The sequence below is a fragment of the Salinibacterium sp. TMP30 genome, from assembly GCF_038397785.1.
Classification (GTDB): Bacteria; Actinomycetota; Actinomycetes; order Actinomycetales; family Microbacteriaceae; genus Rhodoglobus.
In genome coordinates, this window is the sequence record NZ_CP151642.1 from 1,180,841 (window position 1) to 1,204,618 (window position 23,778).

The 23,778-nt window shown below is 59.0% G+C and carries 21 protein-coding genes, 2 tRNA genes and 1 other RNA gene; 14 read left to right on the plus strand and 10 right to left on the minus strand.

Translation table 11 applies throughout. From position 1 onward, the window contains the following. The first annotated feature begins 119 nt into the window (after positions 1 to 119). From AADH44_RS05775 to AADH44_RS05785, 3 genes are all read left to right on the plus strand, one after another. On the plus strand, positions 120 to 623 hold the full coding sequence (locus tag AADH44_RS05775; RefSeq protein ID WP_341954668.1) for a DUF3145 domain-containing protein: 504 nt from the start codon (positions 120 to 122) through the stop codon (positions 621 to 623). A gap of 2 nt (positions 624 to 625) precedes the next feature. Then, on the plus strand, positions 626 to 781 hold the full coding sequence (locus AADH44_RS05780) for a hypothetical protein (RefSeq protein ID WP_341954669.1): 156 nt from the start codon (positions 626 to 628) through the stop codon (positions 779 to 781). 193 nt (positions 782 to 974) lie between these two features. After that, entirely contained in the window at positions 975 to 1,712 is a 738-nt protein-coding gene (locus tag AADH44_RS05785) for an SDR family oxidoreductase (protein WP_341954670.1), read from the plus strand. A 36-nt stretch (positions 1,713 to 1,748) separates the two neighbouring features. Here AADH44_RS05785 and AADH44_RS05790 read toward each other — a convergent pair whose 3' ends face one another. From AADH44_RS05790 to aceE, 6 genes are all read right to left on the minus strand, one after another. Next, on the minus strand, positions 1,749 to 2,984 hold the full coding sequence (locus AADH44_RS05790) for a beta-ketoacyl-[acyl-carrier-protein] synthase family protein (protein WP_341954671.1): 1,236 nt from the start codon (positions 2,982 to 2,984) through the stop codon (positions 1,749 to 1,751). Between the two features lie 114 nt (positions 2,985 to 3,098). Then, positions 3,099 to 3,347 (minus strand): acyl carrier protein, encoded by a 249-nt coding sequence (locus AADH44_RS05795; RefSeq protein WP_341954672.1) that lies wholly within the window; start codon positions 3,345 to 3,347, stop codon positions 3,099 to 3,101. A 68-nt stretch (positions 3,348 to 3,415) separates the two neighbouring features. Continuing rightward, positions 3,416 to 4,420 (minus strand): beta-ketoacyl-ACP synthase III, encoded by a 1,005-nt coding sequence (locus tag AADH44_RS05800; protein ID WP_341954674.1) that lies wholly within the window; start codon positions 4,418 to 4,420, stop codon positions 3,416 to 3,418. Then, the gene (locus AADH44_RS05805; RefSeq protein WP_341954675.1) at positions 4,417 to 5,337 is read right to left on the minus strand and encodes an ACP S-malonyltransferase; all 921 of its coding nucleotides are present in this window, start codon (positions 5,335 to 5,337) and stop codon (positions 4,417 to 4,419) included. The genes AADH44_RS05800 and AADH44_RS05805 overlap by 4 nt, the downstream gene beginning before the upstream one ends. Positions 5,338 to 5,434: 97 nt before the next feature. After that, complete coding sequence (locus AADH44_RS05810) at positions 5,435 to 6,616, minus strand: helix-turn-helix domain-containing protein (RefSeq protein ID WP_341954925.1); 1,182 nt, start codon at positions 6,614 to 6,616, stop codon at positions 5,435 to 5,437. An 18-nt stretch (positions 6,617 to 6,634) separates the two neighbouring features. Further along, positions 6,635 to 9,361: a pyruvate dehydrogenase (acetyl-transferring), homodimeric type gene (gene aceE / locus AADH44_RS05815; protein WP_341954676.1), complete on the minus strand. Its 2,727-nt coding sequence runs from the start codon at positions 9,359 to 9,361 to the stop codon at positions 6,635 to 6,637. A gap of 178 nt (positions 9,362 to 9,539) precedes the next feature. Here aceE and AADH44_RS05820 point away from each other — a divergent pair, with 178 nt between their 5' ends. The 10 genes from AADH44_RS05820 (at position 9,540) to rnpB (ending at position 20,240) form a co-directional block, all read left to right on the plus strand. Continuing rightward, the gene (locus AADH44_RS05820) at positions 9,540 to 10,016 is read left to right on the plus strand and encodes a peroxiredoxin (RefSeq protein WP_341954677.1); all 477 of its coding nucleotides are present in this window, start codon (positions 9,540 to 9,542) and stop codon (positions 10,014 to 10,016) included. An 84-nt stretch (positions 10,017 to 10,100) separates the two neighbouring features. Beyond that, a tRNA-Val gene (locus AADH44_RS05825) sits at positions 10,101 to 10,173 on the plus strand. A gap of 94 nt (positions 10,174 to 10,267) precedes the next feature. Then, the gene (locus AADH44_RS05830) at positions 10,268 to 10,921 is read left to right on the plus strand and encodes an LON peptidase substrate-binding domain-containing protein (RefSeq protein ID WP_341954679.1); all 654 of its coding nucleotides are present in this window, start codon (positions 10,268 to 10,270) and stop codon (positions 10,919 to 10,921) included. Positions 10,922 to 11,046: 125 nt separating this feature from the next. Next, a tRNA-Val gene (locus tag AADH44_RS05835) sits at positions 11,047 to 11,122 on the plus strand. A gap of 125 nt (positions 11,123 to 11,247) precedes the next feature. Beyond that, a complete protein-coding gene (locus AADH44_RS05840) occupies positions 11,248 to 12,642 on the plus strand; it encodes a pyridoxal-dependent decarboxylase (RefSeq protein ID WP_341954681.1) in 1,395 nt (464 codons plus the stop codon). A gap of 26 nt (positions 12,643 to 12,668) precedes the next feature. Beyond that, a complete protein-coding gene (locus AADH44_RS05845; RefSeq protein WP_341954682.1) occupies positions 12,669 to 13,583 on the plus strand; it encodes an EamA family transporter in 915 nt (304 codons plus the stop codon). A gap of 9 nt (positions 13,584 to 13,592) precedes the next feature. Beyond that, positions 13,593 to 18,209: a cytosine permease gene (locus AADH44_RS05850; protein WP_341954684.1), complete on the plus strand. Its 4,617-nt coding sequence runs from the start codon at positions 13,593 to 13,595 to the stop codon at positions 18,207 to 18,209. 9 nt (positions 18,210 to 18,218) lie between these two features. Further along, complete coding sequence (locus AADH44_RS05855) at positions 18,219 to 19,037, plus strand: Nif3-like dinuclear metal center hexameric protein (RefSeq protein ID WP_341954686.1); 819 nt, start codon at positions 18,219 to 18,221, stop codon at positions 19,035 to 19,037. A 30-nt stretch (positions 19,038 to 19,067) separates the two neighbouring features. Beyond that, the gene (locus AADH44_RS05860) at positions 19,068 to 19,808 is read left to right on the plus strand and encodes a hypothetical protein (protein ID WP_341954688.1); all 741 of its coding nucleotides are present in this window, start codon (positions 19,068 to 19,070) and stop codon (positions 19,806 to 19,808) included. A gap of 59 nt (positions 19,809 to 19,867) precedes the next feature. Beyond that, positions 19,868 to 20,240: RNase P RNA component class A (rnpB, locus tag AADH44_RS05865), an RNA gene on the plus strand. Between the two features lie 30 nt (positions 20,241 to 20,270). Here rnpB and AADH44_RS05870 read toward each other — a convergent pair. The 3 genes from AADH44_RS05870 to map are packed head-to-tail and all read right to left on the minus strand — an operon-like array spanning position 20,271 to position 22,618. Next, on the minus strand, positions 20,271 to 20,981 hold the full coding sequence (locus AADH44_RS05870; protein WP_341954689.1) for a VIT family protein: 711 nt from the start codon (positions 20,979 to 20,981) through the stop codon (positions 20,271 to 20,273). A gap of 3 nt (positions 20,982 to 20,984) precedes the next feature. Continuing rightward, positions 20,985 to 21,731 carry an ROK family protein gene (locus AADH44_RS05875; RefSeq protein ID WP_341954691.1) on the minus strand — a complete coding sequence of 249 codons (747 nt, stop codon included), beginning with the start codon at positions 21,729 to 21,731 and terminating at the stop codon, positions 20,985 to 20,987. Between the two features lie 20 nt (positions 21,732 to 21,751). Continuing rightward, positions 21,752 to 22,618, minus strand: coding sequence for a type I methionyl aminopeptidase (gene map / locus AADH44_RS05880; RefSeq protein ID WP_341954692.1), 867 nt, complete (start codon positions 22,616 to 22,618; stop codon positions 21,752 to 21,754). 48 nt (positions 22,619 to 22,666) lie between these two features. Between map and AADH44_RS05885 the strand changes: the two genes are divergently transcribed. Next, the gene (locus AADH44_RS05885; protein ID WP_341954693.1) at positions 22,667 to 22,846 is read left to right on the plus strand and encodes a methionine aminopeptidase; all 180 of its coding nucleotides are present in this window, start codon (positions 22,667 to 22,669) and stop codon (positions 22,844 to 22,846) included. Between the two features lie 18 nt (positions 22,847 to 22,864). Here AADH44_RS05885 and panB read toward each other — a convergent pair whose 3' ends face one another. Beyond that, the gene (panB, locus tag AADH44_RS05890) at positions 22,865 to 23,695 is read right to left on the minus strand and encodes a 3-methyl-2-oxobutanoate hydroxymethyltransferase (protein WP_341954694.1); all 831 of its coding nucleotides are present in this window, start codon (positions 23,693 to 23,695) and stop codon (positions 22,865 to 22,867) included. Positions 23,696 to 23,778: the final 83 nt, after the last annotated feature.

Sequence of the window (23,778 nt, forward strand, 5' to 3'; positions counted from 1 at the left end):
CAGACTCTTCGGCGATAATGTCCACAAGCGCTTTGGCGCACAATTTAATAGCTCAGTGTTGTCACACACACCGTTCATGGGTCGATGGGGAAGTCGCACCCAAACGGAACGGAGATATCGTGACTGCACAAAACTCTCGCGGAGTGCTCTATGTGCACTCTGCTCCTCGCGCGCTCTGCCCACATATTGAATGGGCAGCAGGTCGCGCTCTTGAACGTGCCGTGAACTTCACCTGGGACGATCAGCCGGTACTCAAGGGTTCTCAGCGCGCTGAGTTCTATTGGGAGGGACCTCGGGGTTCGGGCGCCAAGCTCGCTTCGTCGCTTCGCGGCTGGGAGCACCTCCGGTTTGAGGTCACCGAAGATCCTTGTGCTGGCAGCGATGGGGGGCGTTGGATGCACACGCCAGACCTCGGTATCTTCTTTGCCCAAACGGACACAGTGGGCAACATGGTCGTTCCCGAAGACCGCGTTCGGTATGCGATGGAAGTAGCGGGTTCTGACGCATTCGAACTCCACCGTGAACTTCGTTTGGCCCTCGGCCAGGCGTGGGATGACGAACTGGAATCGTTCCGTCACGCAGGCCAAGACTCCGCCGTGGTGTGGCTACATAAGGTGGGATGACAGTGATCTCAGCGCACACTCGTATTCGGGAATCGGTGGTCGACACGCGTATTCCGCTCGTGGAGTGGGAAGACTGTCGTGATGTGGTTCTTGATCCCCTGGGGATGGTTTTCGATGGCGAGTGCACCGAGCACGATGGATGCCGCTCTATTGTGTAGCGCTAAACCGTCCTTCGGCATCCCCTGCTGACAATTCTCTTCGAGCGTTCCTTTCAGGTCGCATCCAGCTGACTCCCGGCGTAGCGTTGAGGCGTGGCCGGAAGCGTTCGAGCGCAGTTGTCACACTGGACCTGTCTTAGGTCTTCGGACTATCCTTTCCGGCTGAACCTCATTCAAGATTGGAAGGAACACAATGTCGAGATTTGACGGAAAAGTAGTTCTCATCAGCGGCGGAGCGCGCGGTATGGGTGAGACTCACTCGCGCGGCATCGTCGCGGAAGGTGGCAAAGTCGTCATCTCTGACGTGCTTGATGCCGAAGGCCAGACGCTCGCAGACGAGCTTGGCGAAAGCGCGGTTTATACGCACCTCGATGTCACGAAGGAAGACGACTGGAACAGTGCAGTGAAGCTTGCTGTCGACACCTTCGGCGGCCTCAACGTACTCATCAACAACGCAGGCATCGTCAATTTCGGCACGCTCGACGCGTACACCGAGAAGGACTGGTCGCTCATCATTGGCATTAACCTCACCGGCGCATTCTTGGGAATTAAAGCTGCAACACCGGAGCTGGTTAAGAATGAGACATCGTCGATCGTCAACATCTCGTCGACGGCTGGCATGCAAGGCTATGCGGCCCTTCATGGTTACACCGCATCGAAGTTTGGGCTGCGCGGACTCACCAAGTCCGTTGCGATGGAACTGGGAAGCCAAGGCGTGCGAGTGAACTCGGTTCACCCCGGCGGCATCCGAACCCCGATGACGGAAGGGCTCGGCGTCGAGAACCCCGGAACTCCCATCAACCGTCTCGGTGAACCCGAAGAAGTAACAAAGCTCGTACTCTTTTTGGCGAGCGACGACGCAAGCTTCTCGACGGGTTCAGAGTTCATCATCGACGGCGGTACTCTCGCCGGTGAAGGCGCCGTTGGCTAGCGCTGCCGAGGCATCGAACGTGGCTGGATGCTGCAGTTAGACCGAACGGAACGCCGCTACAGCGTTGTGTCCACCGAAGCCGAACGAGTTGCTGATTGCCAACTGCGCGCCCGAGCCAAGATCGCGAGGCGACGTGACGACATCTAGCGGAATCGCGGGATCCTGCTCCGTGAGGTTGATCGTCGGGGGAGCTGTGCGGTGGTGAAGTGCCAGGACCGTAAAGATCGCCTCGAGTGCACCGGTTCCGCCCAAAAGATGGCCTGTGGCCGCCTTTGTGGCAGAAACGGGAATGTTAGGCAGGTGCTCACCGAAGATGCGCAGGAGAGCCTTGTACTCGGCAATGTCGCCAACGGGGGTGCTCGTTGCGTGGGCGTTGATGTGCGTCACCTGGTCGGGCGTTGCTCCCGCAACTTCCAGAGCATCACGAACGGCACGAGCTGCAGCCGTTCCCTCAGGGTCGGGCGCGGTGATATGGAACGAGTCACTCGTGACTGCTCCACCGGCGAGCTCAGCATAAATCTTTGCACCGCGAGCAAGAGCGTGCTCTTCCGTCTCAAGAACGAGAGTTGCGGCACCCTCACCGAGCACGAAACCATCACGCGAAATGTCATAGGGGCGCGAAGCGGTTGCCGGGTCGTCATTGCGCTTCGATAGAGCTTGCATTGACGCGAACGCTGCGATCGGAAGCGGGTGAACAACAGCCTCAGTACCACCGGCGATGACGACATCAGCCAGTCCAGCTTGAAGGTGTGCGTAAGCGTTGGCGAGAGCCTCGGTGCTGGAGGCGCACGCGGAAACATCGGTGCGAGCGTATGCGCGCGATGGGATTGCCATGCTAATCGCGGCGGCAGCGGCGTTCGGCATCAACATCGGGATCGTCATTGGCAAGACGCGACGCGGACCCTTTTCGCGCAGGGTGTCCCACGCATCGAGCAGAGTCCAAAGGCCACCGATCCCGGTGGAGTAGTCGACACCGATGCGAACAGGGTCGATGTCGGGCGAACCCGCATCGGCCCAGGCTTCACGGGCGGAAATCAAAGCGAATTGGCTAGAAGGGTCGAGTCGTTTGTATTCAACACGCTCCAAAACCTCTTCGGGGCGTACTTTTGCCTGTGCGGCGAACGTTACGGGGAGAGAATGCTCTGCGACCCAATCATGCTCGAGGGTCCGAGCGCCAGATTCGCCAGCGAGAAGGGCGTTCCACGACTCGGTTGCGGTTCCGCCGAGTGGCGTGGTGGCACCAATGCCAGTTACAACGATCTTTTTGGTCATTTCACGTTCCTTCGAATGTACGGCTCAGGCATTCCACAAGGGGTGCGCGTCGACGTGGCCTGCGCGGAGGCCAACCGCTGCAGTAAGCGGCTGGCCGTCCACGTTTAGCTAGTGTTAGCCCTGGGCGTTGGTGATGAAGCTCACAGCGTCGCCGACGGTCTTGAGGTTCTTTACCTCTTCGTCGGGGATCTTTACGTCGAACTTCTCTTCTGCATTGACGACAATCGTCATCATCGAAATCGAGTCGATATCGAGGTCATCGGTGAACGACTTGTCCATCTCGACAGTGTCGGTCGCAATGCCGGTCTCGTCGTTGATGAGCTCAGCCAGTCCGGCCATGACTTCTTCGGTGGACAGTGCCATTTTTTTCTCCTTGGGATGTAAATTGACCGTTAGCCAGTGTAGGCCAGCAGTCACGTTTCGCGGGGTTACTAAGGCAGAACGATTACTTGTGCGCCAAAAACAAGTCCGGCGCCGAAGCCAATCTGCAGGGCGAGTCCGCCACTGAGTTCAGGATGATCGTTAAGCAAACGGTGAGTCGCCAACGGAATCGACGCCGCCGATGTGTTGCCAGTGTCCGCGATATCGCGTGCGATAACTACTGACTCGGGAAGCTTCAGCTGCTTCGCAAACTCATCGATGATGCGCATGTTGGCCTGGTGGGGGATGAACGCGGCAAGATCCTCTGCGGTGATGCCTGCGACATCCAAAGCCTCCTTAGCGACCTTTGCCATGTCCCACACAGCCCAACGGAATACCGCTTGGCCCTCTTGGCGGAGCGTCGGCCATGCGGCATCACCTGAACGGTACTCGAGGAGCGTGGCATTCATACCCACTGCGTCTGCGCGCGAGCCGTCGGAGCCCCATACCGGAGCTGAAATGCCGGGAGTGTCGCTAGGTCCGATAACCACCGCACCAGCACCGTCGCCCAGCAGGAACGAGATCGAACGATCAGCGGGGTCAACCACATCGGAAAGCTTCTCGGCCCCAATGACAAGCGCGTACTTGGCTGCACCTGCGCGAACTAGCGCATCCGCTTGCGTAACGGCATAGCTGAAGCCGGCGCATGCTGCGTTCATGTCGTATGCAGCTGCTGGGTTTGCGCCGACTCTGTCCGCCACTACAGCAGCGATTGACGGAGATTGCTGAACGTTGCTGATCGTCGCAACGATAACGACGCCAATCTCCGCTGGATCTATTCCAGACTTCTCGATGGCTTCACGTGCGGCCTCGGTAGCCAAATCCACCGCGAGGATGCCGGGGGAAGCCCGATGACGAGTAATCATGCCCGTACGCTTCTGAATCCACTCGTCACTTGAGTCGATCGCTTCGACGAGCTGATCGTTGTCAACGATGAGGTCGCCGCGTGCAGCGCCATAACTGTAGATCTTTGTGAACTGCGATCCGACAGACTGGGTGAGGGTGGGTGCGGTCATGCGTTGGCCTCCATCAGGTCAAATGCTGCTGCTAAGTCGTCTGGTGTTTTGACTGCGACTGCGGGGATACCGCGGAGTGCGCGCTTTGCGAGACCAACGAGAGCACCCGCTGGCGCGAGCTCGATAATTCCGGTGACCCCGGCATCTGCCAGTGAGGTCATGGTGAGATCCCAGCGAACCGGGGATGACACTTGGCCCACCAACAGGTCAACAAAGTGTTCGCCGACTTCAATCAGCGAACCATCGCGGTTCGTGTAGATCGCCAGCGTTGGGTCGTTCTTAGTGAGACTTGATGCGACTGTTTCGAGGTGAGCAACAGCCGGCTGCATGAAGCGCGTGTGGAATGCCCCGGCGACTTGGAGTGGCACGACTCGCGTTCCCTTCAGCGGGTACTCGGCAAGCTTGGCGAGGGCATCGAGTGCTCCGGCCACGACAATCTGGCCGCCACCGTTGAAATTTGCGGGCTGCAATCCGAGCTCGGCGAGCCGTTCGAGCAACGCAGCTTCATCGCCGCCGATTACGGCCGACATTCCCGTCGCTTCGAGTGCTGCTGCAGAAGCCATAGCAGAACCACGTTCAACGACAAATCGAATCGCGTCATCCTCTGACAGGATTCCCGCGGCAGCAGCGGCCGTGATCTCGCCAACAGAGTGGCCGGCGACGGCGCCAATGTACTCGTCACGTCCACCAGCGGTGAGTGCGTTTAGTGTGAGCAGTCCGGCCGCAACAATGAGCGGCTGAGCCACCGCGGTATCGCGGATGGTGTCGGCATCTGAAACCGTTCCGTGCGTGACGAGATCGATGCCCGCAACGTCTGAGATAGCCCCGAGCTGGTCTCGCAACCTCTCGTCTTCGAGCCACGGTGCAAGGAATCCAGGAGTTTGGGAGCCCTGACCGGGCGCTACTACAACAATCACTTAGCTAGTCTGCCAATCTTTTGTCGAAACCGCTTGGATGACCCCACCAAACCTTTGAGGGATCGTTGTGTGAATTCACCAAAAGAGCGGGGCGATGCTAGTTCGAACGCCCCGAATCAGGATCAGAAATAGAGCCAACGATAAGAGCTGCCTGCAAGATTAACGCTTCACGAGCGCCCGTTGCATCCCAGCCGATTACTTCGCTGACACGTTTCAGGCGGTACCGGACAGTGTTAGGGTGCACGAAGAGTTCGCGAGCAGTCGCCTCAAGCGAGCGCCCATTGTCGAGATAACACCACAGGGTGGTCAACAAATCTGTTGAGTGCGCCTGTAGAGGCTTGTAAATCTTGTTGATGAGGGTCGAGCGGGCAAGCGGATCGCCCGCGAATGCTCGCTCGGGCAGCAAATCGTTCGCCAAGGTCGGCCGAGGGGCGTTTCGCCAGGACCGCGCCACAGCGAATCCTGCGAGAGCGGCCTTCGCACTTTTCGAGGCATCAACCAAGCTGGCAACCTCAGGGCCCAAAACGAGGTGTCCCGTGCCGAACCCCGGCTCCAATTGCTCGGCGATCGTAATGAAGGGGAGCGGCTCTGTTCCCTCAGGCTTCTCAGAACGGGGAGCAGCGCGACCGATCACCAAAACGAGTCGGCTTCCCTGCACTCCGATCAGTACATCGGCATCCAGGTGACGGGCGGTGCGCCGCAACTGGTCGACATCGAGCATCCGAGGGGCAGTACCAACCAAGACGCAGACCTCGCCGTGACCGTTCCAGCCCAGAGCAGCAATGCGACTGGGGAGCTCGTTGTCGTACTCGCCACTGAGAATCGAGTCGACCACGAGAGCCTCGAGGCGTGCATCCCACAGTCCGCGTGCTTCAGCAGCGCGCGCGTACACATCTGCCGAAGCAAAAGCGATTTCGCGCGAATACAACAAGATCGCCTCACGTAAGACATCGTCATCAGCTTTGACGCGCGCTTCCACCACTTCAACAGTGATGCGAATCAGTTGGAGTGTCTGCTGAAGTGAGACCGACCGCAACAACTCGCGCGGAGCCGCGCCGAACACATCCGCCGCAATCCATGGCGTAGTAGTGGGGTCTTCGAACCAACTAATGAAGCTCGTGATGCCAGCCTGAGCTACCAGCCCCACTGCGGAACGCCGCCCTGGTGGCATCTCGCCATACCAGGGCAGCGTGTCCTCAAGCTGTTTCAGTGTAGCTGTCGCAAGTTCGCCCGAAATAACACGCAACCAGGCAAGTGTCTGTGCCTTGGTCTTCTGTATCGGGGGGATGGTCGCTACCTAGCTTTCGCCGCCGGCAGAACCGGTGGTGCCCTCGTTGACATCATGGATGCTGTACTTCTCAATTGCTTGAGCAGGCACAGCAGGATCCATTTCGCCGCGCTTCACGAGCAGCTCCAAGGTGCGAACTACCAGTGAGTGACTGTCGATCTTGAAGTAGCGACGTGCAGCGGCTCGTGTGTCAGAGAAGCCGAAGTCATCGGCGCCGAGCGTGGCGAAGTCGCCAGGAACAAACGCGCGAATCTGGTCGGGGACCGCATGCATGAAGTCGGTAACCGCAACAAACGGCCCCTTTGCGTCTGCAAGCTTCTCGGTGACGTACGGCACGCGAGCTTCTTCGTTGGGGTGGAGGAAGTTGTGCTCCTCAGCCGCGAGTCCATCGCGACGGAGCTCAGTCCACGACGTGACCGACCACACATCAGCAGCGACGCCCCAATCAGCTGCCAGCAACTGCTGCGCTTCGAGAGCCCACGGAACCGCGACACCAGAAGCCATCAGCTGCGCCTTCGGGCCGGTGATGGTGGGAGCAGCCAAGTGGTAAATACCCTTGAGTGCACCCTCAACATCAAAGTTCTCGGGCTCGACGGGCTGAACGAGAGGCTCGTTGTACAACGTCAGGTAGTACATGACGTTAGGGTCTTCGTGCTTGCCTCCGTACATGCGCTCAATGCCAGCGCGCACGATGTGGCCAAGCTCATAGCCATACGCGGCGTCGTAGCTGACAACCGCAGGGTTGGTAGACGCCAACAGGATGGAGTGGCCGTCAGCGTGCTGCAGACCTTCACCCGTCAATGTCGTGCGGCCCGCAGTTGCTCCCATGATGAAGCCGCGCGCCATCTGGTCACCGGCAGCCCACATGGCATCGCCGGTGCGCTGGAACCCAAACATCGAGTAAAAGACGTAGACCGGAATCAGCGGCTCGGCGTTTGTTGCATACGAGGTTCCCACAGCCGTAAACGCCGCAAACGCTCCTGCTTCGTTGATGCCGACGTGCAGGATCTGACCCTGAGCGCTTTCCTTGTAGGCCAGCAATTGCTCGCGGTCTACCGAGGTGTAGTGCTGCCCTGCGGGGTTGTAGATCTTTGCGGTCGGGAAGTAGGCATCCATTCCGAAAGTGCGGGCCTCATCCGGGATGATCGGCACAATGCGGTTACCGATCGACTTGTCACGCAGCAGATCTTTGAGCAGTCTGGCGAACGCCATCGTCGTGGCAATCTCTTGCTTGCCGGAACCCTTCTTCACAACGTCATAGGTTTTGGCTTCGGGAAGCTCAAGCTGCGTGTATTTGGTTCGACGCTCTGGCAAGTATCCACCGAGCTCACGACGACGCTCCTGCAGGTACTGAATTGCCTCGTCATCTTCACCGGGGTGGTAGAACGGGGGCTGGTATGGATCTGCTTCGAGCGCGGCATCCGTAATCGGGATGTGCATTTCGTCGCGGAACTGCTTGAGGTTGTCGAGCGTGAGCTTCTTCATCTGGTGAGTCGCATTGCGTCCCTCGAAGCTCGGGCCGAGACCGTAACCCTTGACGGTCTTTGCGAGAATGACAGTCGGTTGTCCCTTATGCTCGCTGGCGGCCTTGAACGCCGCGTAGACCTTGCGGTAGTCGTGTCCACCGCGCTTGAGGTTCCACACTTGCTCGTCAGAGAGGTGTTCGACCATCTTGAGAGTGCGCGGGTCGCGGCCGAAGAAGTTCTCGCGAACGTAGGCACCTGACTCAGCTTTGTAAGTCTGGTAGTCGCCATCGGGGGTGCGGTTCATCAGGTCGCGCAGCGCACCCTCGTGATCGTTGGCGAGGAGGTCGTCCCACTCGCGGCCCCAGATGACCTTGATAACGTTCCAGCCCGCGCCACGGAAGAAGCTTTCAAGCTCCTGAATGATCTTGCCGTTACCGCGGACCGGACCGTCGAGGCGCTGAAGGTTGCAGTTGATGACGAAGTTGAGGTTGTCGAGCTTTTCGTTTGCGGCCCACTGCAGGGCTCCACGGCTTTCGACCTCATCCATCTCACCGTCACCGAGGAATGCCCAAACCTGCTTCTCAGAGACATCGCGAATGCCGCGGTTGGTGATGTATTTGTTGTTCTGTGCCTGATAGATGGCGTTGATGGGGCCGAGACCCATCGAGACGGTGGGGAACTGCCAGAACTCTGGCATGAGGCGCGGGTGCGGGTAGCTGGGAAGACCGTTGGGTGCTTGCGACTTCTCTTGGCGGAAGCCTTTGAGTTGGTCTTCGCTCAGGCGACCTTCGAGGAAGGCACGAGCGTACATGCCGGGGGAGGCGTGACCCTGGTAGAAGATTTGGTCTCCACCGGATTCGTGGTCAGCTCCACGGAAGAAGTGGTTGTGTCCTACTTCGTAGAGAGCAGCGGACGACGCGTACGTCGAAATATGGCCGCCGACACCGATGCCGGGGCGCTGTGCGCGGTGCACGGTGATCGCAGCATTCCAGCGGATCCATGCACGATAGCGGCGCTCAAGCTTCTCGTCGCCCGGGAAATCGGGTTCGTCTTCTATAGCGATGGTGTTGATGTAGTCGGTGGTGGGAACCATCGGCACACCAAGATGCAAATCTTTAGAACGTTTGAGCAGACTGAGCATGATCTCCCGACCGCGCTCGTGGCCTTGTGCTGCGACGAGGGAGTCGAGTGATTCGTTCCACTCGGCGGTTTCCTCCGGGTCCTTGTCGGTGTTGGTTACCGAGTATGGGTCCTGGTCGTTTACCGTCACCGTTGACCTCTTTCGTGTAGAGAACAGAGTCGTGCGAGTCGCATCACTACTGGGTTGCAGATGTGATGGGATCGACTACGCCTATCGATTCTAGTTGTCGGATGCGGCAAGATTCGAACCGGGCCCCGTTGCCCCCGGAACTCCGGGGTGTTCACCCGCGACTGAAAGGTCTGTAGACATGACGATTGCCGTTGGGGATCACGCACCTCACTTCGAGTTAAAGAATCAGCATGGGCAGATGGTCAAATTGAGCGAGCTACTTGAGCATGAACCAGTGATGGTTGTATTCCTGCCTCTGGCATTCTCTGCGAACTGCACCAACGAGGTGGAGACCTTGCAGCGCGAACGGCAGCGGTTCGAGGATGCGGGGCTCACGGTCGTGATGATTTCTGTCGACTCCACGGCGACCCTGCGAGCATGGGCGGATGCGGGTGGTTACGAATTCTCTTTTCTTTCGGATTTTTGGCCCCACGGTGCTGTGGCGCACAGCTTCGGTGCTCTGCGCGAAGACACGGGATTCGCCTTACGGGCCAGTTTTCTGATCGACCGATCGAGCATTATCCGGTGCGTCATTGAGACTCCGCTTGACGGTATCCGCGAATTTTCGGAGTACGAAGATGCGATCTCGCTGATGGAAATTGCTGAGTGGCGCTGAGTAGGGCGCTGAGGTCCAATGGCGCGCAAAAACACCTGTAACATTGGTGAGCGCTGCTTCGCACTACAACGTATTGCACGCTGCGGGCCTTTAGCTCAGCTGGTAGAGCGCCACGTTTACACCGTGGATGTCATCGGTTCGATCCCGGTAGGGCCCACCTTCGTTTCTGCGGAATTTAAGGCTCACTCATTTAGCGAATCTGTGACGGAACTCCCAGCGCACCGAGGGTCACCAAAAGTTAGGCTTGGCCAATGACCGCGATGCCGATGTTCCCGTTGGGTTCTGTGCTGTTTCCTCATATGCCGCTGAGCCTTCGTATCTTCGAGGAGCGCTACATAGTGATGCTGTCGAAGGTGTTGCAAGATGAGCCTTCCGAGTTCGGTGTGGTGCTGATTGAGCGCGGCCAGGAAGTGGGCGGAGGCGAAAAGCGCTTCTCCGTGGGAACTGTCGCGACGATCACGCAGCTCGAGGCAGCCGAGGGCTTTGTCGGGGTGGTGGCCGTGGGTCACGGTCGAATAGCTATTACTGAGTGGCTCGATGAAGATCCTCATCCCCAGGCGGCGGTGAGCGAGCTACCTGACCTTGAGTGGGATGATGCGTTGCTACCTCTGCGGGAGAGGGCTGAGCAGCTTGTACGGCGCACTCTCGCACGGGCGAGCGAATTCTCCGAACTGAACTGGTCACCGGATGTCGAACTTTCGGAAGAGCCCGTCGTTCGCGCCTGGCAGCTCGCCGCCATCGCTCCGCTCGGGCCTCTTGACCAGATGTCGTTGCTGCGCTCGGCGACGATGAGCGAACTGCTCGAAGGGGTCATGGAGCACACGCTAGGTGTCGAGCTTTCTCTCTCCTCGCCATGGGCGGCTGATGGCATGGATGACGCAAGCGGCGAGCCCGAATTGCCCTAGTAGTACTTCGTTTTGTCTGCGTTTCGGTCTGGCGCCGGTCGAGGGACGGTGCGTGCCACGAACAACCGTGGTTATCTGCCAACGAAACTTACCGCTATCATTTTGTTGTTGCGAATTATCGCTGCGGGCCTTTAGCTCAGCTGGTAGAGCGCCACGTTTACACCGTGGATGTCATCGGTTCGATCCCGGTAGGGCTCACCACACAAGAAAACCCTCGCTATTTGCGGGGGTTTTCTTTGTTTCTCGCCCGTCGTTGGCGGTACAATCCCTGCGAGATCGACGGCGATTCGCTCGGGTCGTCCTTAGCTACGCGAGGTGGAGCAATCATGTCGGATGATTTGTTAGATCCTGTTCTTGAGACGGCCCGCAATCATGCCAAAGACTATCTCGACGGACTTTCCACCCGCCATGTGGGTGTAATGCATGGCCGCGATGAACTCTTGGCGAAGCTGCGCACTCCGCTCACTGATGAGGGAGAGGACCAGACGGCGGTCATCGATCTGCTCGCGGGTCAAGCTGACATAGGAATGACGTCCTGCAGCTCGCCACGCTATTTCGGGTTCGTGATTGGTGGTACCTATCCGGTTGCACTCGCCGCAGACTGGCTCGTGTCGACTTGGGATCAAAATGCGGGCATCCACGCGATCTCGCCTTTTGCCGCCGCGGTCGAGGAAGTCGCCGCCGAGTGGATTGTGGATCTCTTTGACCTGCCTCGTGAATCCTCTGTTGGATTCGTCACCGGAGGTCAGATGGCGAACTTCACGTGTTTAGCCGCGGCAAGGCACAGTGTTTTGCGGCGTGTTGGTTGGGATGTCGAGCTTGATGGCCTTGCTGGCGCACCCCACATAAACATCGTGGTGAGCGCAGCGGCGCACGTGACGATTGAGGTGGCTCTGCGCTATCTCGGTTTTGGAAGCCGCTCGCTTCTGCGAGTCGACTCCGACGATCAGGGAAGGATGCGCGCAGAGAGCTTGCGCGAAATGTTGGCGACGCTAGTTGGCCCCACCATCATTTGTGCCCAAGCGGGCAATGTAAACAGTGGATCCTTTGACCCGCTTCGAGAGATTGCGGAGATTGCGAGTGAGTTCGGTGCCTGGCTGCACGTTGATGGAGCGTTTGGGTTGTGGGCGCGTGCGAGCACAGAGCTTTCAGCGTTAGCAGACGGAATTGATCGTGCGGATTCCTGGTCTGCCGATGCGCACAAGTGGTTAAACGTCCCCTATGACAGCGGTTTGGCTATCGTGCGGCACGCAGCGGATCACCGGGCCGCGATGAGCTCATCGGCGTCGTACCTCATCCAAACGTCGGGAGCCGAGCGCGACTCGATCGACTGGGTCCCCGAACTCTCACGACGAGCCAGGGCCATTCCTATCTATGCGACGCTGCGTGCTCTTGGCCGCGATGGTGTAGAAAGCCTGATCAACCGTGGATGTGCGCGAGCACGACAGATGGCAGACACGTTGGCGGCAGAGCAAGGTGTGCAAATCCTCAATGACGTCGTCGTGAACCAGGCACTCGTTCGCTTCGGCGATGACGATGACATTACGCGGGCGGTGGTGTCTGGTGTCCAGAAGGAAGGTACGTGCTGGGCGAGTGGCACAACGTGGAATGGTCAAGCGGCGATGCGCATTTCGGTCACAAACTGGGCGACCTCGCACGAGGATATCGCTCGAAGTGCTGCGGCAATCCTGACGGTCTATCGAGATGTTCATCAGCGATGAGTCGCGCAGGGCAATAGGCTGGCGAGGTGTCGACAACCGCGTCCAGCAGGCTCGGATCTCTTTCTATCGTGGGAGCCGCGACGTTGTGGGGAACCACGGGAACGGCGGCAAGCTTCTTTCCGGAGAACATCAGCCCGCTGGCCATAGGAGCCGCGACGATGGTGGGCGGCGGCATCCTGCTTTTCATGCTCAGTTTTCGTGCGGCACGAGCAGCCTTCATGGACACAAGTGCAACACGATGGCTGGTGCTTGGAGCCCTCGGCGTATTTGTGTATCCGCTTGCTTTCTATAGTTCGATGGATCTCGCGGGCATCGCGGTGGGAAACGTCGTTTCCTTGGGCACCGGGCCCGTATTTGCTGCAATTCTTGAACGCGCCATTGACCACAAACGCCTGAGTGCGCTCTGGAAGATCACAACCCCCGTGGCACTCGGGGGCGTTGTAGTTCTCACCCTGAGCGGGGGCCATCTCGGCCCCACAGCCCCGGGATCGACCTCTACTGGCGTCGGGCTTGGCGTGCTCGCGGGCTTGTCTTACGCGCTCTACACCTATTGCTCTACGCGGGTAATTCGTGCAGGACACAGTTCGGGGGCGACCATGGGCGCGATGTTCGGCGTCGGCGCACTGCCTCTGTTGCCGATCCTGCTGATCTTCGGGGCACCGCTAGTGCAGTCCGGCGCTACCGTCAGCATCGCCGTCTACTTGATCGTCGGACCAATGTTTGTCGCGTACATACTCTTCGGCATTGGTCTCCGCACGACGGCGAGCTCAACCGCAACGACCATTACGCTGCTTGAACCGGTGGTTGCGACGCTGCTGGCCGTAATCGTCGTGGGGGAGTCGCTGGCTCCCACAGCGTGGGTTGGACTCGTGCTCATATTTGTTGCGGTAACTGTGCTCAGCACGGCTAGTCATCCCCGCAAAACACTGGTCTCGCCTTAGTATCTGTGCATGGCATTCCACGACGACGTCGACGACGCAAACGATGCGAACGACAAAACGTCTTCAGAGCACGAGTTTGAACTACCGTTCCCGCGACGCGCAACGTCAAGTTCCGCCGCTGCCAATCCCGACGACGACGACGAAAGTACGGCGCCGATCGACCTGAGCGAAGCATCCACCGAGGGCGCCTTCAATGTGGATGCTGCACTCGGTGTCCCCATAACTCCTGACCCAGCAACGCGCACCGACCTGCCGCCACCACCTAGCGCTTCTGACTTCGCACCTATCGATTTAAACGACCAATTTCAGCGCTCGGAAATGTCAGACGGACTCGACCAGGGCATGCCCCCCTGGGCAATGGCACCGGCCCCCGACCCCGACCAAGCAGTTCAGCAACTCGATGCTCCAGACGGGCTCTCAGACGAACGACGTTCAGAAGTTTCTGAACCCGAGGATGCCGATGACCCGGTCGCACCTGCCAGCGCGAACGGCTCCGACAATGTGGCACCGTCGGTCGAAGATTTTGCGCCCAAGTCCGCCGCTGCCGGCAGTGACGATCCTTACCAAATTCCGGTCGATTACACGACGCCAGATTTCTTTGCGTCACGGATTTCACGTCGCCAAATCTCTGACGATTCAGAAGTCGAAGAATCAAGAGAGCAGCTCGACGAAGTTGCAGATTCTCCAGAACCAGAAGCAGAAGCAGAATCAGAACCAGAAGCCGCTGACGACGTCACCTTTGATTCGTTGTTCGCTCCGGAGAACCCTGAAGCATCACCTGCGGCATCCACGCCTTCAGGAGACACATCGTGGACCGCAATCTCGCCACCAGATGACCGTGAAGGTGCAACGGTCGCGGAAAGCAGTGTGCCAACCAACAACGTGTGGACGCTCGAACCGCTCGAACCGCTCGAACCAAACGAGTCGACTTCACATGTATCATCCGCTGAGCTTCCGCTTGCCGCCGAAGAAGTCATCGCGGGCGCACCGATGTGGAACCTCGACGGTGTAGACGCCCCTGAGGCTGAAGCTGAAGGTGAGGCTGAGGCTGTGGCTGACGCCGGGCCGGCCGATGCACCAGGCGCTCACGGCGATCGTTCTTCACCCGGTGAATTTCCTGCGGATGCCTTCTCGGCCGCTGCTGCAGAATTTGCGCCCAAGGACGAGGGTCAGCAGACATCTGACAGCGACGCACACAACATCGAGACCGAGGTGGAGCGTGAAGCGCCTGCCGAGGTCTCTGAAGCTGCAACTTCTGCTGCAACGTCTGCTGGAGCATCAGAACCTGCTGACGAGCCTGAGACACCGGCGCCTCCTGTGCGTCGCTCGATGGCTGACGACGAGCTACTCACCTGGGCAGACAACCCCGAAAACCAATCGACAGGCACTCTCAGCGTTATTGAGGTACTCGAGGCTCAACTTCGCCTGCGCGACGAAGAGGCTCGCGAATACCGCGAATGGGAGACGACGCTTCGTTCCAAGCCCGCACCTGTCGCGGAAGAGCTCGGTGAACAGGCGCACCCTGAGTTTTCTGAAACTGCGGCACGCGACGACGATGACACAGCTCCTACGGCTACACAGCAGGCAGCGCCAGAGAGTGCGCCCGCCGCACCTCCAACGTCTCCTGCCCAGTTGCCGGCGTGGGAGGTGGCACCGCCCAGTGAAACCTGGGCCCCCGCCGAAGATTTCGATGATGAAATCCCGTTCGCGGCTCACGCGGACCCGACTGGCTCCATAACGCTCCCGGTCCTTGAAAACGAAGCTGCCGTAAACGAAACCACTGGCGACGTTCCGTTACCTCAAGAATCCGATGCCTTATTCGCAGGCGATCCCGAGCCAGCAGAGTTTCCTGCTGCGGCCGCAATCCCCACGCAAGGCCTCCAGACTGCACCGGAGCTGGAGCTAGAGCAAGAGAACGATCTAGAGCTAGAGCACGAGAACGATCCAGAGCGCGAGATACAGCAAGAGCTCAACTCCGACTCCGAGCTCGCGTCGCTTCCTGAGCCTGAGCCTGAGCCTGAGCCTGAGCCTGAGCCTGAGTCCGTCCCCGAGAATGCGTCCGTTGCTGAGCCCGAGCCCGAGCTTGAGCCTGAGCAGATCGTGCCGCACTTCGATTCAGAGTCTGGACTCCTCAGCCTGGCCGGTATTCCACCGACGTCTTCCTTGCCCAGCCCTACCGTGGATGACTACTCCAGCGCTCCTTCCGACACTCAGTTCGAACCGTCTCCCGAGTTCCCCGCCGATGAAGATGGTGACTACGAGGAGATTCCCTTCACACCGCCGCCCCTCGTTGAGCCCACCACTGCACCGTCGACGCCCCGATCAAACCTTGATGAGCACGTGTCGTTTGGGGACTTTGGGTTCACGCCACCAATTTCCGGAGAGCCAGAGGCAGGAGCAGATACCCCTTCGGGTTCGGCCACTTCAGCAATGGCGAGCGATTCCGGCTCCGAATCGCCCTTTGCTTTCGATCTCGACTCGCCCTCATCATCCGCCGAACCGACCGGCACTGACCCTCAATCAGAAGATGCAGGCACACGTGGCGCTTACGACGACACGCGACAAGTAGCTACCGCAGACGCCGACGCTGCAGAAGCAGTTGCTACAGTCGCCGACGCCGAGGATGCAGCTCCAGCGATCGACAGTGACCCAGTGCCCTCTACGTTCAGCTTCGCCTCACCAGAGACCCCGCGCTACGTTCCGACTGAGCCGCTGAACTTCGACGACCTACTCAAGACCGACGACGTCACCGATCCTGACGAAACAGTCGATGAAAACGAGGTCAACCCTCTTGACGCTTTCCTCTCGGGGCCCGCTACGGACCTTCCCCAGCACGACGACCCCCTGTCTGCGATGCACACTGGTTCGATTCCGATTAACGAAACACTGCTTGAAGCAGAATCGGATGACGCCGTTGACGCTAGCGATCGACTGACGTACTCAGCAGATCTGGCCCCCCACACGTCGGTAGACAGCAATCCCATCCCTTTCGCGGCAGGCGCAGCGGCCGCAGGTACGGCTAGCGCTGCGGCAGCTTCAGCCCCGGTCGCAGCAGTAGCCCCGCCGCTCGCCGCCGCAGCGACAGCCGTGCCTCCTCCTGTTCCGCTTTCCACAGCGCGTGTCAGCCAGCAGCCCCTGGGAATGGACGACGTCGCACCTACCGCTCAACGCGTGTTCAGTCTCGAAGAGAGCGGGCTGGAACCCACTCCTGTTGATCGCCGTGTCGGTCATGCTGCCCGATTATTTTGGCTCTGGTTTGCCGCGAACTCATCGATTGTGAGCATCGGACTTGGTGCTGCTGTCTTCGCTGTCGGAATGAGCCTGCGACAGTCGGTCGTAGCGATCTTGGCTGGCGTTGCTCTCTCATTCATCCCACTGGGATTGACGACGCTTGCGGGTAAGCGCAGTGGTCAGCCCACGATGGTTATTTCACGCTCGACGTTTGGTTTGCTTGGCAATATTGTTCCCTCGCTCGTCGCGCTCGTCGCGCGACTCTTCTGGGGTGCAGTGCTGTTGTGGGTTTTGGCATCATCGGTGGCAATCGTGCTGATCGGGTCTGATCTGAATGTTGGGCTGGGGGATCGTCAACTACTGCTCATTTCGCTCGCCGTGTCTTTCCTCGTGGCTCTCGTGATTGCGTTCGCCGGATACCCGCTCTTCGCGCGCATGCAACTGATTCTGAGCATCGTTTCGGGTCTGCTCGTTGTAGGACTCATTGCCTTCACTGCGCAATACGTCGACGTCTCTCAGGCTCTCACCACCCCAGATGGTTCGTGGCTTCTTACCATTACCGGTGCGGTACTCGTCTTCAGCTTCCTCGGGCTCGTGTGGGCTTATAGCGGCGCCGACATTGCTCGTTACCAGCGACCGTCGTCGAGTGGACCGGCTTCGGCGCTGTCCGCAGCCTTCGGCGCAACGGTGCCCGCCTTCGTGTTAATTGCCTACGGTGCGTTGTTGGCAGCCTCCGATCCGGCAATTGCGCGAGGCTTCCTTGCCTCGCCGCTAGACACGCTGCTGCTCCTGCTGCCGGGCTGGTACCCGATCCCACTGCTGTTGGCTGCCGCACTGAGCCTGCTGTCTGGCATCACGCTGAGCCTCTACTCGGGTGGATTCGCACTCCAAGCCATTGGGATTCGACTTCCGAGACAGTGGTCGATCGTGATCGTCAGCGTGCTGTTGGGCGCTTTGGCCGTCCTGTTCGCCTTCGGAGTCAATGGCGGGATCAACGAACTGTTCCGTGATGCCGCTACTACTCTCGCGGTTCCGACCGCGGCCTGGATAGGAATTTTTGCGGCGGAAACCATGATTCGTAACCGTCGACTCGACGGTGACGCGCTGACCACACGCGGCGGGATTTACTCGGATGTTCGCTGGGTCAATCTCAGTTCATTCATTGTCATCTCGGCAATCGGGTTCGCCTTGACGAGCGCAACAATCAGTTGGCTTTCTTGGCAGGGTTATGGATTCGTGGCGTTGGGTGTAGACCTCAGCTCGGAACTAGCAGCGACTGACCTTGGCGTTCTTGTCGCGCTGGTTCTCGGCATCCTCACCCCCATCGTTTCTGGTATTCCTGCCATTCGACGCCAAGAGGCTGGGCGCTCTGAGCGCGCAGTCCGCCACGCCTAGACTGAGAGAGTGTCTACTACTGTCGCCGACGTAATCGCTGCAACCGAAAAACTCTGGCCCTCCTCTGGTGCCGAATCGTGGGATGCGGTGGGTCTCGTTGCCGGCGATCTTGATGCACCCGTATCCCGCATTTCATTCGCGGTCGATGCAGTGCTCGACACCGTAGATGAAGCAATCGACGATGGTGCGGACATGCTCATCACTCACCACCCGTTGCTGCTTCGCGGTGTCACATCGATTGCCAGCGACCGCTACAAGGGCGCTGTCCTGACCAAGTTGGTGCGTGCGGAATGCGCTCTCTTAGCTGCACACACCAATGCGGATGTCGTAGAGACGGGAACGTCTGGCAGATTCGCTGCACAGCTGGGCCTCACCGACATCGCACCCATTGTTGTTGGCGAAACTCCCAATCGCGGCATAGGCCGCACCGGACTGCTGCGGGAGGCTCTGACGCTCGGCCGCCTCGCGACCCTCATTGCCGAGATTCTTCCCGCAACGGCGACCGGTGTTCGTGTCGCTGGCGATTTCGATCAGATAGTGCAGTCGGTGGCGTTGTGTGGGGGAGCCGGTGACGCATACTTGAGTGAACCTGCCGTGCTTGCCTCCGATGTTTACATCACGAGCGACTTGCGGCACCATCCGGCTTCTGAAGCGCGCGAGAACGCCCGACTTATGCGTGGTCCAGCACTGATCGATGTTTCTCACTGGGCGAGTGAGTGGTTGTGGCTGGAGGTCGCATCCGAAGAGTTACGAGCGCTGTTGCCAGAAGTAACGATAACGGTGAGCGAATTGCGCACCGATCCTTGGGATTTTGCGGTTGTGCAGTAAGCACACCGGTACACAGAAAGAAGCATCATCATGGCGTTAACTGCTAGCCCCGCCGATCAGGCATTGCTACTCGACCTGCAAGCGTTTGACACAAAAATTTCGCAACTTGAGCACCGCGCCAAGAAGCTTCCGCAGCACGTGGGCCTGACCGAGTTGCAGCAGCACCGAGACAAGCTTCAACTGACCCTTCTTGAGGAGCGGGGTATCAATGACGATATTGAACTCGAACTCAGTCGTATCGACTCTGATGTGAAGGTTGTAGACGCACGGATTGCTCGCGACAGTGTGCGCCTTGATGCTACATCCTCGGCTAAAGATGCCGCAGCTTTTGAGCACGAGCTGACCGCTTTGCGTACGCGCCTCAGCAATCTCGAAGACATTGAACTTGCGGTGATGGAGCGACTTGAGGGTCAGCAGAAAGTGGTTGACAACCTGATCGAGCAGGGCGGTAATCTCAGCCGCGAAGCCTCTGAGCTTGAGTCAAGCCGCGATGAAGCCCTTCGTGATATCGAGGCCGAGCTTGGCACTGTCCGCACCGGACGTACTGCACTCCAGAGCACAATCCCCGAAGACCTTCTTGCCCTCTACGAACGCCAGCGTTCACGTTACGGCACGGGTGCATCGCTCCTGCGAGGCGGAGTCTCCCAAGCATCCGGCGTCAAGCTCTTGGAGAATGAGATGCAGGAGATTCGGGCCGCAGCACCGGATGCCGTGATTATGTGTGCCAGCAGCGAAGCAATTCTGGTGCGCACCGATCAATCGGGTCTCTAACCGTTAGATCGCACTCTGGTGCGCGGCGGGTGGTGCAAACGATAGACTTGACAGCTGAATGGGTCGGCAAGACGGTCGCGTTATCCGTGAAGGGTACCGAGGAACGTCCGGGCTCCAGAGAGCAGGATGGTGGGTAACACCCACCCGGGGTAACCCGCGAGAACAGTGCAACAGAAAGCAGACCGCCGCGGATTTCGATTCGCGGTAAGGGTGAAACGGTGGTGTAAGAGACCACCAGCGGCTGGGGTGACTCAGTCGGCTAGGTAAACCTCGTCCGGAGCAAGATCAGACAGAAGACGTTAAGGCTGCTCGCCAAGTCTTCGGGTAGATCGCTAGAGGTGTGCGGCAACGTACATCGTAGATAGATGACCGTCCAGCACGCAGATTTCGGTCTCGTGTGAACAGAACCCGGCGTACTAGCCGGCCCATTCCTCTGCTCGGTGCTGCGTTCCGCTGTCGGTCCTAAACAACGCCGGTTGTGCCGAGCAGTGTTCCGATAAGGAATGTGGTGGCCAGCGCAAGCGCCCCACCGATGACGATCCGCAGGGTTGGGCGTATCCAGCTACTTCCGCCAATGCGAGCCGATAGGGTTCCGGTGATGACGAGGGCTATCAAGACAGCGACAAACGTCGCGAGCACTCGAACGGGTTCGGGTGTCATGAGGATCGCTGCCAGGGGCAAAATGCCACCGACGGTAAATGCTAGCGCCGACGCTCCCGCAGCGTGCCAGGCGCTCACGACGGCGTGCTCAGTGATTCCCAGTTCGGCCTCCAGATGTGCCGCCAATGCGTCGTGTTCGGTGAGTTCTACGGCTACCTGACGGGCAGTTCCTGCAGTGATGCCCTTTGACTCGTAGATTGCGGTTAGCTCAGCGAGTTCCTCTTCCGGCATTTCTGCAAGCTCGCGACGCTCTTTCTCAATAAGAGCTCGCTGGCTGTCACTTTGGCTACTGACGGAAACGTATTCGCCAAGGGCCATTGAGATCGCGCCACCGACAAGTCCGGCAACGCCGGCGGTGAGGATGGGTGCGATGGCGCTTGTCGCGCCAGCGACACCAACCACGATTGCCGCGACTGACACAATGCCGTCATTGGCGCCAAGAACTCCGGCGCGCAGCCAGTTGAGCCGACCGGCGACATCCCCAGCGTGTGGTTCATTCGAGTGAAAGCTCATGGACTATTCCTTTACGGCTAGGGCTGCAGCTCCGAGGATACCCGCATTGTTACGCAGCTCCGCGGGGAGGATGGGGGCATTGAGCTTCAACAGAGGCAAGAACTTCTCGTGGCTTTTAGAAACGCCACCTCCGACGAGGATGAGATCGGGAGAGAACAGTAGCTCGAGGTGCGAGTAGTAGCGCTGAAGACGCTTAGCCCATGCCGCCCAGCTCAACCGACGTCGTTCCTTTGCGGCGAACGACGCACCCATTTCGGCGTCACGACCACCAATCTGTAGGTGTCCGAGCTCCGAATTGGGCACGAGCGTTCCGTTGTAGATCAGCGCGCTGCCAATTCCGGTGCCGAGCGTAGTGAGCAGGACCAAACCCGGTACGTTTTTTGCTGCGCCGTAGCGAACTTCAGCTACGCCAGCAGCATCCGCATCATTAACAAAATGGATGTCACGGCCTAGAGCCTTCTCGAAGAGCTTTTCGGCCTCCAGTCCGATCCATTCGTCGGAGATGTTTGCCGCCGACATAGTTTTTCCGTTGCGGACGATCGCGGGAAAACACACACCGACCGGCATAGTGCGCGGGAGGCCACCCAGTTGAGCGATGAGTTCGACAACGACCTTCACAATCGCGTCGGGTTTGCCTGATTTGGGTGTGGCGATCTTCTTGCGTTCGCTCACCAATTCGCCGGTAACGGTGTCGACCACGGCACCCTTGATCCCGGTGCCGCCAATGTCGATTCCTAAAGCGTGGGTCATGCTGTGCCTCTTTTGTGTAGTTAGGGAAGCGTCAGAATTTCGGTGCCACGTTCGGTCACAACCATGGTGTGCTCGAACTGTGCGGTAAGGCGCTTGTCGCGGGTGGTGACAGTCCAATCATCCGCCCACAAATCCCACTCGTAGGTGCCCAAGGTAAGCATCGGTTCGATCGTGAACACCATGCCGACCTCAATAATGTCGTTGAACTGCGGCGCAGCATCGTAGTGGGGAATGATCAGGCCGGAGTGGAATGCTTCGCCGACTCCGTGGCCCGTGAAGTCCCGCACGACGCCATAGCCGAATCGTTTTGCGTACGACTCGATGGCTCGACCAATCACGTTGACTTGGCGGCCGGGAGCAACAGCCTTAATGCCCCGATTGAGCGCTTCCTGTGTACGTTCGACCAGGTTGCGCGCCTCGTCTGAGACAGTACCAACAAGGAACGTCTTATTGAGATCGCCGTGCATCCCGTTTTTATAGGCCGTGATATCGATATTGATGATGTCGCCGTCTTCGAGCACGGTGTCGTCGGGAATCCCGTGACAGATCACCTCATTGATGCTCGTGCAGCATGACTTGGGAAAGCCTCGATACCCCAAAGTTGAGGGGTAGGCGCCGCGAGAGACCATGTACTCGTGGGCGATCTCATCGAGTTGCGCGGTCGTGACACCCGGGGCAATCGCGGCGCCGACAGCTTCGACAGCCCCGGCAGCGATTTTCCCTGACTTACGGATTCGGTCTACTGCCTCGGCATCATAGATATCCGAACCCGTAAACGACCGGGGGGCCTTCTTGCCGACATATTCCGGCCGAGTGATCGATGGGGGAACGGCCAGAGCGGGTGGGATTACTCCCGGAACGAGGTGACCAGAATTATTCCGAGGCATCTGAACAGTCTACCGGCGTAGCCTTGTGCTCAACGAAGGGACAAAACTATGACGCAATGGTGGTACAACCACAAGACCGGTGAGGTCGAAGAAGGCCCACAGTCGCTCGGGGTAGACCGTGATGGTCCATTCGATACTCGAGAGCAGGCCGAACGTGCACCGCAGATCGTCGCTGAGCGCGCGCGCGCGTGGTCGAAAGAAGAGTCTGAGGACTGGAAGAGCAGCTAACGTGCCGGAGCGCCGCTCCTAGTAAGAGTGCTCTGCCGTGGGGTACGTGCCGGCTTCAACTTCGGCACGATACTCGGTGACGGCCCCGGCCAGCGTCGAACGAAGGTCGGCGTACTGTTTGACGAACTTAGGGATGCGTCCCTTGGTGAGCCCGGCCCAATCTGTCCATACCAGTAGCTGGCCATCGACGTGAGGACCTGCGCCGACACCAATTGTCGGAATCCGAAGTGCCTCAGTCACCTTGGCCGCAGCCTCCGCAGGCACCATCTCGAGCACGACGGCGAATGCGCCGGCCTCTTCCACGGCATGGGCATCCGCAAGCAACTGCTCGAGCTGGTCGCCGCGACCCTGGATAACGTGGCCGCCAAGACCGTGTTCGCTCTGCGGCGTGAAGCCAATGTGGGCCATCAACGGGATGCCAGCATCCACGATGCGACGGATTTGTTCGGCGCTTCGAACGCCGCCCTCAAGCTTCACTGCGTGCGCGCCAGTTTCTTTCATGAAACGGAACGCGGTGTGCAGAGCTTCATCTGGCCCAGTTTCGTAAGAACCGAACGGAAGGTCCGCAACAACAAACGCGCGCGTGACAGCCCCGGCCACAGCCCGAGTCAGAGGGATCAAGTCGTCGATTGTGACCGGGAGAGTCGTGTCGTAGCCATAGACATTGTTTCCGGCAGAGTCGCCGACGAGCAAAAAATCGATGCCCGATTCATCAAAAATTCCCGCAGTCAACTGGTCATAACTGGTGAGTCCAACAATCTTGATCCCATTCTCTTTTGCCGTCTGAAAATGGCGAGTGCGGACACGTTTGAGGTTTGCTTGCGCGGCAGCAGCGGCTGGGTCAGTCATAGTCGCCAGTCTAACGACTCGGATGCAGCGGATGATTGGTTCAGCGCGACGGCGCGTGCGCTGCATTGAGGCTTCAGAGGAAG

Bases quoted from the DNA above. Each gene is read 5' to 3' on its own strand.
- AADH44_RS05860 (WP_341954688.1), top strand. From the start codon at position 19,068: ATGGCGTTAACTGCTAGCCCCGCCGATCAGGCATTGCTACTCGACCTG.
- AADH44_RS05800 (WP_341954674.1), bottom strand. From the start codon at position 4,420: ATGACCGCACCCACCCTCACCCAGTCTGTCGGATCGCAGTTCACAAAG.
- AADH44_RS05830 (WP_341954679.1), top strand. From the start codon at position 10,268: ATGACCGCGATGCCGATGTTCCCGTTGGGTTCTGTGCTGTTTCCTCAT.
- AADH44_RS05785 (WP_341954670.1), top strand. From the start codon at position 975: ATGTCGAGATTTGACGGAAAAGTAGTTCTCATCAGCGGCGGAGCGCGC.
- panB (WP_341954694.1), bottom strand. From the start codon at position 23,695: ATGACTGACCCAGCCGCTGCTGCCGCGCAAGCAAACCTCAAACGTGTC.
- AADH44_RS05850 (WP_341954684.1), top strand. From the start codon at position 13,593: ATGGCATTCCACGACGACGTCGACGACGCAAACGATGCGAACGACAAA.
- AADH44_RS05795 (WP_341954672.1), bottom strand. From the start codon at position 3,347: ATGGCACTGTCCACCGAAGAAGTCATGGCCGGACTGGCTGAGCTCATC.
- AADH44_RS05885 (WP_341954693.1), top strand. From the start codon at position 22,667: ATGACGCAATGGTGGTACAACCACAAGACCGGTGAGGTCGAAGAAGGC.
- AADH44_RS05875 (WP_341954691.1), bottom strand. From the start codon at position 21,731: ATGACCCACGCTTTAGGAATCGACATTGGCGGCACCGGGATCAAGGGT.
- AADH44_RS05820 (WP_341954677.1), top strand. From the start codon at position 9,540: ATGACGATTGCCGTTGGGGATCACGCACCTCACTTCGAGTTAAAGAAT.
- AADH44_RS05790 (WP_341954671.1), bottom strand. From the start codon at position 2,984: ATGACCAAAAAGATCGTTGTAACTGGCATTGGTGCCACCACGCCACTC.
- AADH44_RS05870 (WP_341954689.1), bottom strand. From the start codon at position 20,981: ATGAGCTTTCACTCGAATGAACCACACGCTGGGGATGTCGCCGGTCGG.
- map (WP_341954692.1), bottom strand. From the start codon at position 22,618: ATGCCTCGGAATAATTCTGGTCACCTCGTTCCGGGAGTAATCCCACCC.
- AADH44_RS05840 (WP_341954681.1), top strand. From the start codon at position 11,248: ATGTCGGATGATTTGTTAGATCCTGTTCTTGAGACGGCCCGCAATCAT.